Origin of the sequence: Pseudidiomarina salilacus (assembly GCF_047323925.1) — a bacterium.
GTDB lineage: Bacteria > Pseudomonadota > Gammaproteobacteria > Enterobacterales > Alteromonadaceae > Pseudidiomarina > Pseudidiomarina salilacus.
In genome coordinates this window covers 1,835,394-1,853,207 of record NZ_CP178751.1, presented here as the reverse complement: position 1 = coordinate 1,853,207, position 17,814 = coordinate 1,835,394, and the positions used below count along the sequence as shown (strand labels likewise).

Annotated in this window: 13 protein-coding genes; 9 read left to right on the top strand and 4 right to left on the bottom strand. The window is 52.2% G+C overall.

Annotated elements, in window-relative coordinates; translation table 11 throughout:
• Nucleotides 1–5: 5 nt before the first annotated feature.
• Nucleotides 6–2,960 (bottom strand): diguanylate cyclase domain-containing protein, encoded by a 2,955-nt coding sequence (locus tag ACJ8W9_RS08810; protein ID WP_411360882.1) that lies wholly within the window; start codon nucleotides 2,958–2,960, stop codon nucleotides 6–8.
• A 95-nt stretch (nucleotides 2,961–3,055) separates the two neighbouring features.
• Between ACJ8W9_RS08810 and ACJ8W9_RS08805 the strand changes: the two genes are divergently transcribed.
• Nucleotides 3,056–3,862 (top strand): SDR family oxidoreductase, encoded by an 807-nt coding sequence (locus ACJ8W9_RS08805; protein ID WP_411360881.1) that lies wholly within the window; start codon nucleotides 3,056–3,058, stop codon nucleotides 3,860–3,862.
• 44 nt (nucleotides 3,863–3,906) lie between these two features.
• Here ACJ8W9_RS08805 and katG read toward each other — a convergent pair whose 3' ends face one another.
• Nucleotides 3,907–6,066, bottom strand: a complete 2,160-nt coding sequence (gene katG / locus ACJ8W9_RS08800) for a catalase/peroxidase HPI (RefSeq protein WP_411359790.1) — start codon at nucleotides 6,064–6,066, stop codon at nucleotides 3,907–3,909.
• A 215-nt stretch (nucleotides 6,067–6,281) separates the two neighbouring features.
• Between katG and ACJ8W9_RS08795 the strand changes: the two genes are divergently transcribed.
• The 4 genes from ACJ8W9_RS08795 to ACJ8W9_RS08780 are packed head-to-tail and all read left to right on the top strand — an operon-like array spanning nucleotide 6,282 to nucleotide 11,980.
• Entirely contained in the window at nucleotides 6,282–7,358 is a 1,077-nt protein-coding gene (locus ACJ8W9_RS08795) for an efflux RND transporter periplasmic adaptor subunit (protein WP_411360880.1), read from the top strand.
• Entirely contained in the window at nucleotides 7,355–10,432 is a 3,078-nt protein-coding gene (locus ACJ8W9_RS08790; RefSeq protein WP_411360879.1) for an efflux RND transporter permease subunit, read from the top strand. The genes ACJ8W9_RS08795 and ACJ8W9_RS08790 overlap by 4 nt, the downstream gene beginning before the upstream one ends.
• Nucleotides 10,425–11,525, top strand: coding sequence for a threonine aldolase family protein (locus ACJ8W9_RS08785; protein WP_411359793.1), 1,101 nt, complete (start codon nucleotides 10,425–10,427; stop codon nucleotides 11,523–11,525). Before ACJ8W9_RS08790 ends, ACJ8W9_RS08785 begins: the two co-directional genes overlap by 8 nt.
• Entirely contained in the window at nucleotides 11,522–11,980 is a 459-nt protein-coding gene (locus ACJ8W9_RS08780) for a YaiI/YqxD family protein (RefSeq protein ID WP_411359794.1), read from the top strand. Before ACJ8W9_RS08785 ends, ACJ8W9_RS08780 begins: the two co-directional genes overlap by 4 nt.
• Here ACJ8W9_RS08780 and ACJ8W9_RS08775 read toward each other — a convergent pair.
• Entirely contained in the window at nucleotides 11,977–13,020 is a 1,044-nt protein-coding gene (locus ACJ8W9_RS08775) for a branched-chain amino acid aminotransferase (RefSeq protein ID WP_411360949.1), read from the bottom strand. The genes ACJ8W9_RS08780 and ACJ8W9_RS08775 overlap by 4 nt on opposite strands.
• A gap of 87 nt (nucleotides 13,021–13,107) precedes the next feature.
• On the opposite strand from ACJ8W9_RS08775, the gene ACJ8W9_RS08770 reads away from it, so the two are divergent.
• Both ACJ8W9_RS08770 and ACJ8W9_RS08765 read left to right on the top strand, forming a co-directional pair.
• Nucleotides 13,108–13,374 carry a CopG family ribbon-helix-helix protein gene (locus ACJ8W9_RS08770; protein WP_034733411.1) on the top strand — a complete coding sequence of 89 codons (267 nt, stop codon included), beginning with the start codon at nucleotides 13,108–13,110 and terminating at the stop codon, nucleotides 13,372–13,374.
• Nucleotides 13,371–13,655 carry a type II toxin-antitoxin system RelE/ParE family toxin gene (locus tag ACJ8W9_RS08765; protein ID WP_411359795.1) on the top strand — a complete coding sequence of 95 codons (285 nt, stop codon included), beginning with the start codon at nucleotides 13,371–13,373 and terminating at the stop codon, nucleotides 13,653–13,655. The genes ACJ8W9_RS08770 and ACJ8W9_RS08765 overlap by 4 nt, the downstream gene beginning before the upstream one ends.
• Here ACJ8W9_RS08765 and ACJ8W9_RS08760 read toward each other — a convergent pair whose 3' ends face one another.
• Nucleotides 13,656–15,068, bottom strand: a complete 1,413-nt coding sequence (locus ACJ8W9_RS08760) for an amidase (protein WP_411360878.1) — start codon at nucleotides 15,066–15,068, stop codon at nucleotides 13,656–13,658.
• A 195-nt stretch (nucleotides 15,069–15,263) separates the two neighbouring features.
• On the opposite strand from ACJ8W9_RS08760, the gene ACJ8W9_RS08755 reads away from it, so the two are divergent.
• Entirely contained in the window at nucleotides 15,264–16,550 is a 1,287-nt protein-coding gene (locus ACJ8W9_RS08755) for an amidohydrolase family protein (RefSeq protein WP_411359797.1), read from the top strand.
• A 21-nt stretch (nucleotides 16,551–16,571) separates the two neighbouring features.
• Nucleotides 16,572–17,756, top strand: coding sequence for an efflux RND transporter periplasmic adaptor subunit (locus ACJ8W9_RS08750; protein WP_411360877.1), 1,185 nt, complete (start codon nucleotides 16,572–16,574; stop codon nucleotides 17,754–17,756).
• Nucleotides 17,757–17,814: the final 58 nt, after the last annotated feature.

Genomic DNA, 17,814 nt, shown 5'->3' with positions numbered 1-17,814 from the left:
CGGCGCTAAGCCTCTGTCCGAATACAGTTACGACCGCCTTTTTTCGCAGCATACAGAGCTTTATCTGCGGCAGCCAATAATTTCCCTGACGCATCGCCTTGGGTATTACATGCAATACCGATACTAACCGTGACCGGCTCTTCAATCTTCAAATCACTATAGTCCTGTGCGGCAATCGCAAGTCGAATCCGTTCGCATACCTCTTTTGCTTCGGCAAGGTGGGTATTCGGTAACAACACGGTAAATTCTTCACCACCCCAACGTGCGGCAAAATCACCTTGTCTAACGGTACCACTAATAAGCTGTGCCACTCGTTGCAAGATACGGTCGCCGGTCGCGTGCAGATATTTGTCATTAATCCGTTTAAAGTGATCTACATCGATAACCGCTAGACAGAGTGGTTGCTGCCGTTGCTGCGCTTGCGCGAATCGTCGGCGTAGTTGTTGATCAAATGCCCGGCGATTCGGCAGACGCGTTAAATCGTCTTGGTGCGCCAGTAATTGCAATTCTTTGGTTTGCTCTTTAACCAATTGCTTCAGTGTGTTTCTTGATTGCTGCAAGGCATAAAGCCGCCAGCGGAAGAGCCCGAAAGTTGTCAGTGTTCCCAACAGGATGACCAATAGCCAAAATCCTACTGTTTCATAAAAGTGGTTCGGTACCGTGAAACTATAGGTCACGGCTTCAGACCATTCTGAGCCTGGATAACGCACCTGCGCAGCAAACTCAAAGCTTCCTGCGGGTAGTGAAGTGTATTCAGCCTGCGTTTGTGTGCGCTGCTCCCATTGTTCATCGAAACCACGTAACTGCACGCGATACTCAAGTTGTTGCGACATGCGAAAACCAAGTCCGGCATAGACCAAGCGGATACGATCAATGGCCCCGTCCCAGTCGTGTGTGCGGTCGACAGGTGTATCGTTAATAATTATTTGCTCAAGCACGATAGGAGGCGGTGATAAGTCTTGCTGTTGTAATGACGCAGGATCGACGACTACTGGGCCTCCCGCCGTTGAAAACCATAGTCGCCCGTCTTCAGCGAGCTTGGCTGAGGGACCGCCAACATTCGTTTGATGATTGTGAATACCATCAGCGCTATTAAAAAGTTGGACATTGAGTATTGCTGTATCGCCATTCAACACCTGCACAAGGCTGCTATGGTCGATACGCACGATACCGCGGCTGCTGCCGAGCCAAAGGTGTCCATCACGATCAAATACGATAGAAAAATAGCTATGAAAGGGTAAGCCATGCTGGCGCGCAAGTTGCTGCCATTGATCAGTCTCAGGGTGATAAATGAGCAAGCCGCGATCAGTTGCAAACCACAGTCGTTGTTGTTGTTCGGTCATGGCGAACACGTTGCGCGCACTGCCAATGCCGGCTAAATCAATAGCTTCAACCTTTAGCTCACCGTTCTGTTGCTGTTTAAGGCGAGTCAGGCCGGCAATCGAGCTCGCCCAAATCGTTGCCCACTGATCTTGATAAAGGCCAACCACAAAATCGCTGGCAAGACCGTCATCCCGATTAAGCCTAAACTGCTGTTGAAAGCCTTTGTCATCAAGCGTGAGCGCTAAAATACCGTTTGCAGTACCGAGCCAAACCCGCTTGTCTTCAAGAGGCAAAATACTGCGGACTTCGCCAAGGCTGAGTCCTTGTTGAACACCGAATTGGTGTATGACTTCGCCTTCTTGCAGTAACAAGATACCGTCGGTATGAGACCCCACCAATAGCTGGTTATCTGATAATGGAGCAAGACTGAGTATCGATAGGTTCTCTAGCTGTGGGGATGCCGCAACACTTTGCGCTTGTTGGGCGAAGATACGTGTTAGACCCTCACTGCTACCTACCCAAATCGCGCCATCGGTGGTTTGCTCAATGGCGCGAACAAACTCGCCATTGGCCCCATGCCGGCGCGTAAAACTGGTAAATAAGGCATTGCGCATTTGCACCATACCACCATGGGTGCCAAGCCATAAATTTTGTTCTTGATCGAGAAATAGGTCGAGCACATGCAGATTCGGTAGTCCTTGCTCGACGCCAAAATAATCAACTCCCGACGCGGTAATGCGGGCGACGCCATGAGCGAAAGTGCCCACCCACAGCTCATTATCGACACCTTCAAGTAAGCTGGAAACCCGACCTTCTGAGAAAGCTTGGTAAAGACCACAACGCGTCAGCTCTGGCGAGCAGAAATAGAGACCAGACGCCATGCCCACAGCAAGATGTCCGGACTGCATGCGTAGCACCGCTCGAACCAGTTCGGCGGGGAGCGCAGTAATGGCTTCGAAGCGGTCTGTTGTGGCGTCGTAGACCGCCAGCCCCTGCTCGGTGCCAACCCATAGTTCATGGTGAAACGCGCGCGGTAAAGCTGCATCATTTCCAGTGGTAAAAATTCGTTGGCTATAGGTATCAGGTAAGCCATCTTGTGCGGTGTAGTAGCGTCTCGCACCGCTCGCGTCAATGCGCAAGACACCCGCATTTGAAGCCGCTGCCCACAAAGTTCCGTCCGCAAGCACAACCGTTTCGTGAACAAAGTCATCGGCACTCGCAAGCACCTGCCAAGTGCGCTCGCTGTGGCGCAACATTAAGCCGCGGCGGCCACTCGCAATAACGGTTTCACCGCTGCCATCGCTAGAGATATCAAACACGCCATTTTCGCTGGCGCCTAATGCGGCTAGGTCGTCGTAAACAACAAACTCACGACCATTAAAGCGAACCGGGCCTTCCCAAGTGGCAATCCAAAGATAGCCTTCGTGGTCCTGCGTAATACGATTTACCGAGTTGTGCGGTAGACCATCATTAGCATTCCATGTGTTGAGCGTATAAAAGTCGAGCGGCTTTTCAATGACCGGGAGTGGCGGCACGGGCGCATCGCCCGACTTTGTAGAAAAAGTCGGTTGGGCCAACGTTAATAGTGGTAGAAGCGCAAAGACTAGCGCCCCGAGAAGTGCCGAAAGTTGTTTCATTCCATTGCTTATCATGATGTTTTCGGTGCTTACTATAGCAAGCGGTGGATAATTCACCAACTGATCAAAATGGGATTACACAAAGAGGCGAGAACATGAATCGACTTATCGACAAAGTAATTATGATTACCGGGGCGGCACAGGGCATAGGCGAAGGTGTGGCGCGTGCATTTCATGCTGAAGGCGCAACGGTGATTGTTACGGATATCTTAGTTAATGAAAATAATGCACTTGCAGATGAGCTCGGCGAACGTGCCATTGCCTTTGCTCTAGATGTAAGTAATGAAGAGCAATGGCAGCAGGTAATGCATGCAGTCGAGGAGCGCTTCGGACGATTGAATGGACTTTTCAACAATGCGGGCATCACGGGCTTGGAGGCGGAGAGTGGTCCACACGATCCAGAACACGTTTCGCTCAATGACTGGCACCGTGTGCATGCGGTGAACTTAGATGGGACGTTTTTGGGGTGTAAATATGCGATTCAATTGATGCGTCGCACACAAAGCGCGGGCAGTATTATCAATATGTCATCGCGTTCGGGATTAGTCGGTATTCCTGGAGCTGCGGCTTATGCGTCATCAAAAGCGGCGATACGCAATCACACCAAGACAGTTGCGCTCTATTGCGCCCAGCAAGGATTGCCAATTCGCTGTAATTCGATTCATCCCGCAGCAATTTTGACGCCTATTTGGGAACCTATGTTAGGTGAAGGCGTGCAGCGAGAAGCGGCCATCAAACGAATCGTCGCCGATTGCCCGATGCATCGGTTTGGGGAAGTCAGTGAAGTAGCTGCAGTTTGTGTAATGCTGGCCTCGGACGAAGCAAATTATCTCAATGCGACTGAGATTAATATTGATGGCGGGGTGTTAGCTGGTAGTTTTTCACCGGTACAAAAAGATTAAAAATGCCCCATTCCCGAGGAGAGGTGGGAATGGGGCGGGGTGCCTTAGGCTTCTATGTCGAAGCGGTCGGCATTCATGACCTTGGTCCAAGCTTTAACGAAGTCTTTCACAAACTTTTCTCGTGAATCGTCTTGCGCATAAAGCTCACAGTACGAACGTAGGATCGAATTGGAACCGAACACCAAATCGACGCGTGAGGCAGTGTATTTTGTCTCACCTGACTTACGTTCAACGATGTCGTAGGAGTTACGGCCGGTTGGTTTCCAGCTGTAATTCATATCGGTTATGGTGACAAAGAAGTCATTGGTCAAGCTGCCGACACGGTCAGTGAAGACACCATGCTTACTGCCACCATAGTTGGTGCCTAGTACTCGCATACCGCCAAGCAATACGGTCATTTCTGGAGCGGTTAGACCGAGTAACTGCGCACGATCGAGTAGTAACTCCTCGGCAGTGACGTTGTAGTGCTTTTTCATCCAGTTACGGAAGCCGTCATGCACGGGTTCGAGCCATTCGAAGCCTTCAACGTCTGTTTGTTCCAAGGTGGCATCACCACGACCTGGGGCAAACGGAACTTCGATGTCGAAACCAGCTTGCTTTGCCGCTCGTTCAATAGCGTAGTTACCACCTAGAACGATGACGTCGGCAATGCTTGCGCCAGTTTCGGCTGCAATCGGCTCAAGCTGCGCGAGCACTTTTTGTAAGCGCTCTGGCTCGTTGCCTTCCCAGTCTTTTTGGGGTGCAAGACGAATCCGCGCACCGTTGGCACCGCCACGCATGTCGGAACCGCGGAAGGTGCGCGCACTATCCCACGCCGTTGCGGCTAGCTCGCTGATCGACAAGTCAGTCTCTGCGATCTTCGCTTTAACTGCAGCAACATCGTAATTTTTGCTACCCGCAGGGATTGGATCTTGCCAAATGAGCTCTTCTTGTGGCACATCAGGACCCAGATAGCGGTCACGAGGCCCCATATCGCGGTGGGTAAGTTTGTACCAAGCGCGCGCAAATACTTCTGAGAAGTACTCAGGATCGTTGTAGAAACGCTCTGAAATCTTGCGATACTCAGGGTCCATTTTCATCGCCATATCGGCGTCAGTCATAATTGGATTAAGACGAATCGATGGATCTTCCACATCGACGGGTTTGTCTTCTTCTTTAATATTTACCGGCTCCCACTGCCATGCACCCGCTGGGCTCTTGGTCAGCTCCCAGTCGTAGTTTAAAAGCAGGTAGAAGTAGCCGTTATCCCACTTGGTAGGTTCTGTCGTCCAGGCACCTTCGATACCACTGGTGACAGTGTCGCGTCCGATACCACGGGTTTTGTGATTGTTCCAGCCAAGACCTTGTTCTTCAACGTCAGCTGCTTCTGGATCTGGACCGAGATTCTCAGCACGGCCATTACCGTGACATTTACCTACGGTGTGGCCACCAGCAGTCAGCGCCACGGTCTCTTCATCGTTCATCGCCATACGCGCAAAGGTGACGCGGACATCGTGTGCTGTTTTGATTGGGTCAGGGTTGCCATCAACACCCTCTGGGTTGACGTAGATTAAGCCCATTTGTACAGCTGCTAGCGGGTTCTCAAGCGTTTCACTTGCTTCACCATCGTAACGTGTCTTGCCCAGCCATTCAGTTTCTGAACCCCAGTAAATATCTTTTTCTGGATGCCAGATATCGTTTCGACCAAAAGCGAACCCATAGGCCGGTAAGCCCATTGACTCATAGGCCATGGTGCCAGCAAGAATGATCAGGTCAGCCCAGCTGATTTTGTTGCCGTACTTTTTCTTGATTGGCCACAATAAGCGACGTGCTTTGTCTAGGTTGGCGTTGTCTGGCCACGAATTCAGTGGCGCAAAGCGCTGGTTACCAGTACCGCCGCCACCGCGACCGTCAGCCACGCGGTAGGATCCGGCAGCGTGCCAAGCCATTCGAATCATCAAGCCACCGTAGTGACCCCAATCAGCTGGCCACCAATCTTGGCTGTCTGTCATCAATGCTTTGACATCGTTTTTCAAGGCTTCAACATCAAGTTCTTTGAGTGCCTCGCGGTAATTGAAGTCAGGATCAAGAGGGTTTGTTTTGCGGTCGTGCTGGTGCAGAATGTCGAGGTTGAGCGCATTCGGCCACCAATCCATATTTGATTTACCGGTGGCAGTGTTGCCACCATGCATGACAGGGCATGTTCCGGTTGATTTATTCGTCATGGAGAGCTCCTTTTAGCTTTCGCGGATTTCGTTACTGACTAACCATAGTCTTTTTCGATGATTTAGTAAAAGCTAATAAAGCGACCATCCTAATAGTTTTTTTCGATGTAAGATCGAGTTTACGTTCTAATTCGTAATAACTTGGCTGAATCACTTTGCTGCATTGCATAGAAATGTATACTTAAGTTAATTCTAAAATACGGTGAGAAATTCAAATGTTGCGTCGTTATAGCTTGTTGGTGGGTGTCATGATTCTCTTGGTGGGTTGCAGCCAAGCAGAGCAAGCGCAAAATGCTAAATCTATCGAACTGCCGGTGCGCGTCATTGCACCGCAGGCTGCAGCTGGGCAGCAGACAACACTTTCTGGCATCGTGCGCGCAGAAACGGAGATGCCATTGGCATTTGAGGTGGGTGGACGCATCGCGCAGCGCATGCAGAACGCTGGTGCAGCTTTACAGCAGGGGCAGCCGATTATGCGTTTGCAAACTTATGAATTTGAACAACGCCTACAAGCCGCCCAAGCTGAGCTTGCTGCAGCAGATGCTGCGGTCAGCAATGCGCAAGCGGAACTGCGTCGAGTTGATGAACTGATTGCCGCCGAGTTGGCAAGTCAGCAACAACGTGACCAACGCCAATTGCAACTGACGCAGGCTGAGCGCCAACGCGATGCAGCGCAGGCGAATGTCGCCTTAGCGCAAGAAGCGCTTGATGACACACACTTAGTAGCGCCAGCTAATGGCGTGTTACTGGAATTTAGTGCAGAACAAGATCAAGTTGTCACTGCAGGTCAAGCCGTCGCGGTTTTTGCTTATGCAGGGACTACAGAAGTCGAGGTGCTATTACCCCCCACTGCGTTAGCGAAGCCTGCGGTGTATCAAACGGCTGAGCTATTGCTCGAAGACCAACGCCTACCGTTAAGGTTGCGAGAAACCGCAGGTGCGCTTGCAGCGTCGGGTAAAACGTTGCGCGCGCGCTATCAAGCGGCGCAAGCACTGGCCTTACCCTTAGGCAGTATCGTGAAGGTTGCCTTAAAACAAACAGCACAAGCGAGTTGGGTGGTGCCATTATCGGCGCTCGATATGCGCTGTTCATCGGCAGACAAAAGTGTTTGCCGCGATAGCCAAGTGTGGCGTTTTGCGCAGGGTAAAGCGGAACCGGTTCCGGTGCAGATCAGTCGCGTCGATGGCGAGTACGCTTATATCACCGCCGCGCTTAACACCGGTGACGAAATCATTGCCGCAGGGACCCATCAATTGACCAACGGCGTTGCCGTGCGGAAGGCGCAACAATGAGTTTTCCTAATCTCTCGGCGATGGCCGTTAAGCAACGCTCCGTTACCCTGTTTTTTTTGTTACTGTCGGTGATAGCCGGAATTTATGCATTCACTTCGATGGGGCGCGCAGAAGATCCGGCCTTTACAGTACGCGCCATGACGGTTCAAGCCTACTGGCCTGGCGCAACTGCCGAGCAGCTGCAAGATCAGGTGGTGGACCGTCTAGAAAAACGCATCCAAGAAGTTGAATACATTTACCGGATTGATACCACGATTCGTCCAGGCTTTGCCTCGATCTTGGTGGAGTTTCATGAGTACTCGCCCGCCGAACAGGTGAACGAGCTGTTCTATGAGGTGCGCAAACGCATGCTCGATGAGCAGGCCAACCTGCCTGCAGGTGTGGTCGGCCCCATCGTTATCGATGACTTTAACGACGTCTATTTTAGTTTGATTGCGCTCACCGGTGAGAACGCCGAAGGTGCTGCGCTACCCTTGCGCGAACTGACCCGTGAAGCGGAAGCGATTCGAGATCGCTTGCAGCGGGTTCCTGGCGTACACAAAGCTTTATTGTTAGGTGAGCGCGCAGAACGCGTTTATGTCGAATTTGATCCTGCGGGACTTATCAATTTAGGGATCGAACCTACGGCCATTTTCAACGCCATTCAGCAGCATAATCAGCTGTTGCCGGCGGGACGCATAGAAACGCAGGGGGCGCGCTTACATATCCGTGTCGATAGTCTCATCGATGACCCTCAACAGCTGGCACAGTTACCTATTGCAACTGCCAATGGCATCGTAAGTCTTGGCGACATTGCCACAATTCGACGCGGCTACGAAGAGCCCGCGCGTTATTTGATCCGCTCCCGCGGTGAAGATGCCTTGTTGCTTGGCGTGGTGATGCAAAAAGGCTACAACGGTCAGGAGCTTGGCGAAAATCTTGGGCGCTTTGTCGCGGCTGAAGAGCAGCAATTGCCGCTTGGTATCTCGCTGGAGGTATTAACTGACCAAAGTGATGCCATCAATAAGGCTGTCGGCTTATTTCAGGTTAAGTTTTTAGTCGCAGTCGGGGTGGTCATGCTAGTGAGTATTCTAGCAATTGGCTTCCGCGCTGGCGTCATTGTCGGTTTGGCGGTACCGCTGACCTTAGGTATCACGTTTATGGTGATGCTGTTGCTGGGTATTAACCTCGATCGCATTACCTTAGGTGCGTTGATACTGGCGTTAGGACTTTTGGTCGACGACGCTATTATTGCAGTCGAAATGATGCTGGTTAAAATTCATCAGGGCTGGAATAGTACCCGAGCCGCTTCGCATGCATGGACGGTGACTGCCGCTCCAATGCTATTTGGTACCTTGGTCACAGTGGCTGGGTTTTTCCCGATTGGTTTTGCGAAGTCTGGCGTTGGTGAATACGCCGGGAATATTTTCTGGGTGACCGGTATCGCACTGATTGTTTCGTGGCTGGTGGCAGTTATTTTTGTGCCTTACTTAGGGGTGCGTTTGATTGGCGATAAGCCACCCTCACGCGGTGCGCATGGCGATGGCGAAGAGGCCTACAATTCGAAGCTGTATCAAAAGTTGCGTGCGGTTATCCAGCGTTGTGTGAAAAACCGAAAAACCGTGGTGGTTGCGACGGTCGCTTTGTTGGTATTGAGTATTGTCGGCATGGCAACCCTAGTCCAAAAGCAATTTTTCCCGAATTCCGATCGTACCGAAGTGATTGTCAGTGTCTTCATGCCACAGGGAACCTCTATTCAACAGACCGATGCCGTGGTGCAGCGGTTGGAAGACGTCATTAACCAGCAAGAAAACATTCGTTCGGTGGCAAGCTACGTCGGCGGTGGTCCGCCACGCTTTTTTATCAGTGCATCGCCAGAGCCGATGGACCCTGCGTTCGCCAAAATTGTCGCGGTGACCGCCGATGAGCAAAGCCGCAATGCGCTCATGGCATTGTTACAAGAGCAGATTGAACAGGGGGATTACAGTGAGGCGCGAGTCAGGGTTTACCGCTTGCTGTATGGACCACCAGTCAACTGGCCGATCACGTTTCGCGTGTTGGGTCCTGATCCAGACCAATTGCGGCTTATCGGTCATCAGGTGCGAGAAGTGGTGGCGCAGCATCCGAATACACATAACACGCACATGGAGTGGGATGAACGCATTCCGGTGTATCGACTTAATCTCGATGCCAATGCGCTCCAGTTGCATGGTTTAACGCCTACCCGGTTAGCCGAACAGTTGCAGTTGTTGGTTGAGGGTACGCCCATTACCGAGCTCTATGAGGATATTCGTCAGGTAGCCGTGCAAGTGCGTGGTCGGGAGGGCGGTGCTGCGATCGACCCCGAGCGTTTTGCCAGCTTAGAGGTGCTCAATGCGCAGGGGGACCGCATTCCGCTGAGCCAATTGGGTGATCTTGAAGTGTCGCAGGAAGAGCCTGTGATCCGGCGTTATAATCGCGAAAATTATGTCAATGTTTTGGCCGATATTCGTGGGGCGCAGCCGAACACCTTAACCAGCGAGCTATGGCAACAAATTGAGTCGATACGAGACGAACTGCCATTGGGCTATTCGATGCAAATCGGCGGTTCGGTCGAGCAGTCGAATAAAGGTGAAGGCTCGCTGCAAAAGCTGCAGCCGATTATGGTGGCCTTCATGCTGATCTTTATCATGCTACAAATGCGTTCGTTCAGCGGCACCTTTATGGTGTTTGCGACGGCACCGCTGGGCTTGATCGGTGCAGTGCTGGCGCTGTTGTTGTTCAATCAGCCGTTTGGTTTCGTCGCCTTGCTTGGCTTGACCGGCCTTGCGGGTATCTTGATGCGTAATACCTTAATTTTGACACAACAAGTATCCGATAATTTAGCTGACGGTATGCAAACCTTTACTGCAATTGTCGAAGCTGCGGTGCAACGCGCACGCCCAGTCATCCTGACGGCGTTAGCAGCAATGTTAGCATTCGTGCCGCTGACTCAAGATAGCTTCTGGGGACCGTTGGCCTATGTCTTGATCGGTGGTGTTGGTGTTGGCACAGTGATCACGTTACTCTTTGTGCCAGCCTTGTATGCGCTATGGTATCGCGTCGAAAATGAATGATTTAACCCAAGCTTATCAGCAAGCTGCGGCAGCAGCTCAGCATTCTTTGCTGCGTCACCCCACATTATCGATGGCAGCCATGTTGCGTGTGTGCGCAGAGCGGGCCGAGCGTTATGAGAGCCCTGATGTGTACGGGCAGGGTGCAATTATCAAACAATTTGAGGAGCGGATTGCCAAGCTGCTCGGTAAACCTGCGGCCCTGTTTTTGCCAAGTGGCACGCTGGCGCAGCCCATGGCCCTGCGCATTCATGCTGAAGCATCGGGTCGCAATCGCGTACTGTTGCATCCCACTTCCCATTTGGTTCTGCACGAGCAAGATGGCTATCAAAAGTTGTGGGGCCTTCGCGGTGAGGTGGTCGGTGCTGCCGAACAAGTGTTGCAGCTGGCGGACTTGCAAGCCGTTGCGCAGCCACAATCCTGCGCTGCATTGGTACTCGAGCTACCGATGCGCGAAGTTGGCGGCCAATTGCCAAGTTGGGAAGCGCTGCAACAGCAAGTTGCATGGGCGCGTGAACATGGCATTGCAGTGCATATCGATGGCGCGCGGTTGTGGCAATGTGAAAACTATTATGGTCGCAGTTTTGCTGAAATTTGTGCGCTTGCGGATTCGGTTTATGTCAGTCTTTATAAAGACCTAGGCGGCATAGCCGGTGCGGTGCTGGTCGGTGCGACAGAATTCGTCGCACAGGCGCGCATCTGGTCACGTCGAGCCGGTGGTAATCTGATTTCGATGTATCCTTATATCTTGGCGGCTGAACAGGGGCTCGAGGATAATCTTGCAGTGTTGCCACAAGTTGCTGTTTATGCCCGCGAATTAGCGCCCTTGCTCAACGAGCTGCCGGGTGTGCAGGTGAATCCTGAGGAGCCGCAGGCCACCATGTTTCATTTGCATATTGATGCCGAGCGTGAAGTGCTGATTCGTGCTGTCACCAACTATGCCGAAGATCACGGGGTACTGGTATTGCCATTACCCCGTGCGGTGCAACAGGGGCGCTGTGTGTGTGAAATTCCACTCGGGCGCAATGCGCTGCAGCAACCGCCGACATTTTGGCAGCAGCATCTTCGTGCGTGCTTAGCGAGACTCGATCAATGACTATTTGGGTAGATGCGGACGCTTGTCCGACGGTAATCAAAGACATTCTGTATCGCGCTGCGGAGCGCACTAAAACAGCCCTGGTCCTCGTCGCGAATCAACCGTTGCGTACACCGCCATCGCCGTGGATCCGGAGCGTACAAGTACAAGCAGGGTTCGATGTTGCTGACAACGAAATCGTGCGTTTAAGTGAAGCGGGAGACTTAGTCATCACCAGCGATATTCCGCTTGCCGCCGAAGTGATTGCCAAGGGCGCAACGGCACTCAGTCCGCGCGGTGAGTTACTGACCAAAGAGAACGTCGGCGCCCGTCTGAACGTGCGCGATTTTATGGATACCATGCGTGCGAGTGGTGTGCAAAGCGGCGGGCCGCCGCCGCTCAATGCCCGAGATCGTATGCAATTTGCCAATCAACTTGATCGGTATTTAGCGCAACAGAAAGCGCAAAAGCGCTAGCAAACCCGCTTAAGCCAACCGTGGCGGTCTTCGCTCTGTCCCCATTGGACCGCATTTAAGGCTGCGCGTAGTTGTTGGGTAACTGGACCAAACTGACCATTGCCGACCTGATATTCTAGTTCACCACGGATCAGTGTGCCAACCGGCGTCAGTACAGCGGCGGTGCCTGATAGTGCAGCTTCGGCGTTGGGTTTAGTAGCGCGTTCAATAAGTTCCTCAACGCTTAATTCGCGTTCGCTTACTTTCATGCCAGCATCGCGCGCCAAGGTCAAAATAGAGTCACGGGTGATGCCGTGTAAAAACGAACTGTCGAGAGACTTGGTAATAATTTCGTTGTCGTCAATCAGCATAAAGTTGGCGGCGCCAGTTTCTTGCACATCGCCATTCGGACAGAACAACACTTGGTCAGCTTGCACACTGGCGCGTGCGCGCATGATCGGCTGCAAGGCACTAGCGTAATTGCCACCACTTTTGACCATACCCATGTGAGCAGCACAGCGCGAACCGTTTTCTTCCAACAACAAGCGCAACGGCTTTAAACCACCGCTGAAATAGTCGCCTACGGGAGACAGCAATACGTACAGCATTGAGGTTGCACTTGGTGCAGCAGCCTTACCAATGGTTTCTTCAGTGCCAATATGGGTGGGGCGGATATACATTGCACCAGGCGGCTCCGGCACCTCATTGCTGAATGCTTCCAATGCTTGCCGAATCATTTGCTCGAGCATGTCGGCTGCGAATGCGGGGAGTGCCAACAATTCGGTACTTTGCTGCAGACGCGCAATATTGGCGTCCATACGAAACACGTGAATTGAACCGTCGTCGTGCCGAAAGGCTTTCAGGCCTTCAAAACAGGTGCTGGCGTAATGCAACACGTGGGCACCGGGGTGCAAACTGATGTGGTCGGAACTCACCATAGCTGGTGCGCTCCACTTGCGCCCATCAAATTGGCTTAACGCCATTTGTGGCATGAATTGGGTTCCAAAGGCGGCCATACTTCTCTGCTCGTTTTGGTGAAAAGATAACTTGAGTTTACCGATCCTCAACAGGTCGCGCAAAACTTTCGGACTGGCTGAACCCTGTAGAGTCGACTACAATGTATTACGCTGTAATTATTCGGAGGGTCTATGGGAATTACAACTGTTCGTTTACAGGATGACGTTGAACAAGAGCTCGATAGCATTGCTACTAAACTCAATCGTAGCAAAGGTTGGGTTATCAAAGAGGCCTTGGTCGAGTACCTTGCCAAACAACAACTTGAGCAGCAACGTTGGCAAGAGACCTTACAAGCGATGGAATCAGCTACGCAAGGTCGAGTGGTAGATGCAGATAGTGTGCATGAATGGCTTGCACAATGGGGAACCGAGGCTGAGCAGCAAGGACCGAAAAAATGAGCATAAAGCTGGTTTACACGGACGAAGCCATCGCTGATTTACAACGCGTTCGTGCATTCATTGCTGAACATGATCCTCAGGCTGCCAAACGCATTGCTGCCAGCTTAATCGAGAGATTAAAGCTCCTGCAACACTTTCCCGAACTCGGTATTGCTGTGCCCCATGCACCTGATCCCAGAACTGTGCGCGACATGATGTTTGGGCGGTATTGTGTCCGCTATTCAATCCACGTTGAAGTGGTCATCGTTTTGCGTATCTGGCACACCTTAGAACAGCGTTAGTTACTCGTTACTTAATTCGGGTGGGCTGAACTGCAAGCCGCTTTGTGCCAGCAGCTTGCCAATATGCAACAAGCGACCTTCATGATGGTGGGGCGCGCTTATAGAGATGCCGATAGGCAAACCTTTTGCGTCGCAACCCGTTGGCACGGTTAGCACGGGCTGTCCGCTGAGGTTAAACAACGCGACAAATGGGAAGCAGTAATCCATGTATGGAATTTGCTCGCCATCGAGCGCGATGCGCTGATGTTTGTGGTTGTGTGTAAATGCTGGGCCTAGCGCCGTTGGGCTGAGCACTGCATCACAACCGGCAAAGCAACGGTTGAGCTCGTCGATGACTTCGCGGCGGCGATGCAAGGCGCGGCTAAAATGCATAAAATCGAGGCTCAAGCCGCGTTGCAGAGCGGGAATCAAATCGAGCGAGCTATCTTTGAGGGCGGGGCGGAATTTAAAATAAAAAATCTTACGAATCAGCCAAGGTAAATTCTGCGCAATGGAAAAGCCAAACAGCTCGGCCCACAACTCCATTACTCTTTTTGCCAGCTGTGCGTCAATCGTGATGGGTTTCAGCGTCGCACCTTGCGCTTCTACCAGTTGCTTGAGCTTGCCAAGGCCTGCCTGCACTGATTGCCCAGCCTGTAAGCCATAAAAGGTATCAAAATAGCCAAAGGTGTAGCCACTGAGCGGTTTACTTTCGAGTTGCAGTTGCTGCTCGGGGTACAACACCCGGCAGGCGAGTTCCAAATCTTCCGGGCTACGCGCTAACGGACCGGTGCAATTCATCACACTAAAACCAAGCTCTTGCTCGGGCAAGGGCGGTACATGACCGTCGTGGCTGTGACCATTCTCGGTAGGCTTTAGGCCAAACAAGCCACAATATGCCGATGGATTACGGATCGAGCCGCCAATATCACTACCAAGTTCCAGCGCACAAAGGTCTGCGGCAAGCGCCGCCGCACCACCACCGGTGCTGCCGCCTGGCGTGCAGCTGAGATCAAAAGGATTGTTAGCAGTGGGATACAGCGGGCCAAAGGTTTGGCTATCCGCCAGCAACTGCGGCACATTGGTTTTGCCCAGAAGCACCGCACCGGCATCGATCAGGCGCTGTACCAGTGGGGAAGTCTGCTTGCCGACATAGTTCTTCAACGGCGGATAATTGAGTGTCGTCGGGGTGCCTTCGTACAAATAACACTCTTTAATCGACACTGGCACGCCATGCAACGAACCGCGTGGGCCGCTGTCTTGATCACGTTGCTGCGCTTGTGCCATGGCTTGCTTACGGTAGACATCGACATAAGCATTGAGCTGCGGGTTGTGCTGCTCGATGCGCTGTAAATAGTGCTCGGTGACCGCTGCAGAACTAAATTTATTCGTAGTAATGGCGTTAGCAATGTCGGTGGCGGTTAAATAATTCATGGCGGACCCCTCTGTGAAATCCTATCGTTGTCCAAGCGTTGGAAAAAGTAAAGCTCATCGAGAGCGCATCAATTAATCATGGTACGTAATAAAATTGTTGGTTATGCTTTGGTTATCGCTCAATTCTTGAAGGTCTGTGTCATGCGCATATTCACGCCGCTAGTTTTTTCTTTCCTGCTCATACTGGGCTCACTGATGAGCAATGCTGCGCTAGCAAAAGAGCCATCAACGGTGCTGTTTCAGCAGGTCCGTGTATTTGATGGAATCAGCAAGCAGCTGAGCGAGCCGGTAGATGTTTTGGTTCGCGGTCAACAGATTGAACGCATCAGTAAAACGCCGATTGAACCGAGCGAAGGAACAACGGTGATTGCCGGTAACGGGCGCACCTTGATGCCGGGACTCATTGACGCGCATTGGCATGCGATGCTTGCCTCGCTGCCAATGCAAGCCCTGCTGGTAGCTGACATTGGTTACATTAATTTAGTTGCAGGGCAACAAGCAGAGCAAACGCTGATGCGCGGTTTTACCAGTGTGCGTGATTTAAGTGGTCCCGTATTTGGACTAAAGCGTGCTATCGACGATGGCATCGTAAAAGGGCCGCGAATCTGGCCATCTGGTGCGATGGTCTCGCAAACCGGTGGACATGGTGATTTTCGTTTTCCTTACGAAGTGCCTGCACCGCAAAATGCTGGCTTAAGTCGCGGCGAGAGTACTAATGCAGGTGTTATCGCTGACGGCGTTGACGAAGTTCGCAAACGGGTCCGTGAGCAACTCATGTTAGGCGCCACCCAAATCAAGTTGGCCGCGGGTGGCGGTGTTTCATCTATGTATGATCCCATCGATGTGGCGCAATACTCAGAAGATGAATTTCGCGCAGCGGTAGAAGCTGCCGCTAACTGGGGAACCTATGTAACCGTCCATGCCTATACCTCACGTGCGGTTCAAGCGGCGGTGAGGGCAGGCGTTAAAGTTGTCGAACATGGTCAATTGATCGACGAAGAAACGGCCAGGCTGATGGCAAAAAACAACGTGTGGTTGAGCGTACAGGCGTTTATCGACAATGAATTCGCGAATCCTCAAACCGGCGAGGCACGGCAAAAACAACAAATGGTGCAAGCTGGAACTGACACTGCTATCGCCATGGCCAAAAAGCATAAAATCAAACTTGCGTGGGGTACGGATATTCTTTTTAATCCCCGAGCGCCCCGCAATCAAGGCGCAATGCTTGTTACCATGGAACGCTGGTTTAGTGCGCCGGAGGTGCTGCGAATGGCAACGAGTACCAACGCCGAGCTGCTTGCGCTTTCGGGCGAACGCAATCCATACAAAGGTCAACTTGGTGTGGTAAAAGAGGGGGCTCTGGCTGATCTTCTGTTAGTTGAGGGCAACCCACTCGAAAATTTGAGCCTGATTGCCAATCCACAGCAAAACTTTGTGGTGATCATGAAAGATGGTGTGATTTATAAAAACCAAACCCACTAACGACTATTGAGGAAATCCAACGTGCGTCGTGCTGTGCGGAATTATTTGTGGATTATCGCTGTCGTTGCTCTGCTGGCCGCTTATATTGGTTACCAAAAGTGGCAAGGTCCGGAGCTTGGCGGCTACGTTGTCATCGAGGCGCCTTTGGTGCAGCGGGTGGTGGCGGCGGGGCGCGTAACCAACGAGGCGCGCCTGCAAGTGAGCAGCGAGTTGGCTGGGCTGGTGCTCGAGCGTCGGGTCGCCGAGGGAGATAAAGTCAGCAAAGGCGATATTTTGCTGATTTTGCGAGCGGAAGAGCTAAAAGCACAGCTAGATGCAGCGCAAGCCGCGGTAGTTCAGCTTGAACAGCAACAGCGCCCGCAAGCATTGGCTGAGTTAGAGCGCGCGCAGACCGTCTTAGCGCAAGCGACACGGGAGCGCGAGCGCCGCGAAGCATTGCTCGCCGCCGAGCTCACCACCACTGAACTGGTAGAGCAAGCGCGGCAAGCTGAAATCCAAGCAGAAACCGCGTCAGTAACAGCGCAACTGCAAGTGCAAGCCGTGTCACCAACAGGGACTGAAGCGCAGCGCTTACAAGCACAAGTGCAAAACCTACAAGCACAGCTGGCGAAAGCCACCATTCGGGCTCCAGCCGCTGGTACTCTGTTAACCCGCAACTTTGAAACGGGTGACGTAGTGCAACCTGGAACGGTTTTGTTCACTATGGCACTGGAAAGTGCTGTTGAGGTGCGGACACCATTAGACGAGCGTAATTTGCCGCAGTTAGCGCTCGGTCAGCCGGCACAGATCATTGCCGATGCCTATCCAAACCAGCCGTTCGCAGCGACTTTATCGTTTATCTCACCTGCCATTGATGCGCAACGCGGAACCGTTGAAGTGCGTTTACAGATAACTGAGCCCCCGCAATTTTTACGCCAAGATATGACGGTTTCGGTCACCATTGAAACAGCACGAAGAGAGCAAGCGCTGGTGGTGCCGAACGAAGTCATCTTTACTGACAGTGATGGCCAGCAAGTCGTTTGGCGCGTCAATAACGATAGCGTCACGCAGCAACCAGTAGAACTGGGGCTGCGCGGTTTAACCATGAGTGAAATTAAGTCAGGTTTAAACTCGGGTGACCAAGTGCTGGCGGAAGCTCCGGATGATGTGCGTAATGGCCAACGCATTCGCTTCAAGTCACAACCCATTCTTTCGTCGAGCGACTGATGCTGGCGCGGCTGTGGACGGAATGGACAATTGCGCTAGCTTTTTTGCGTGAAGGGCG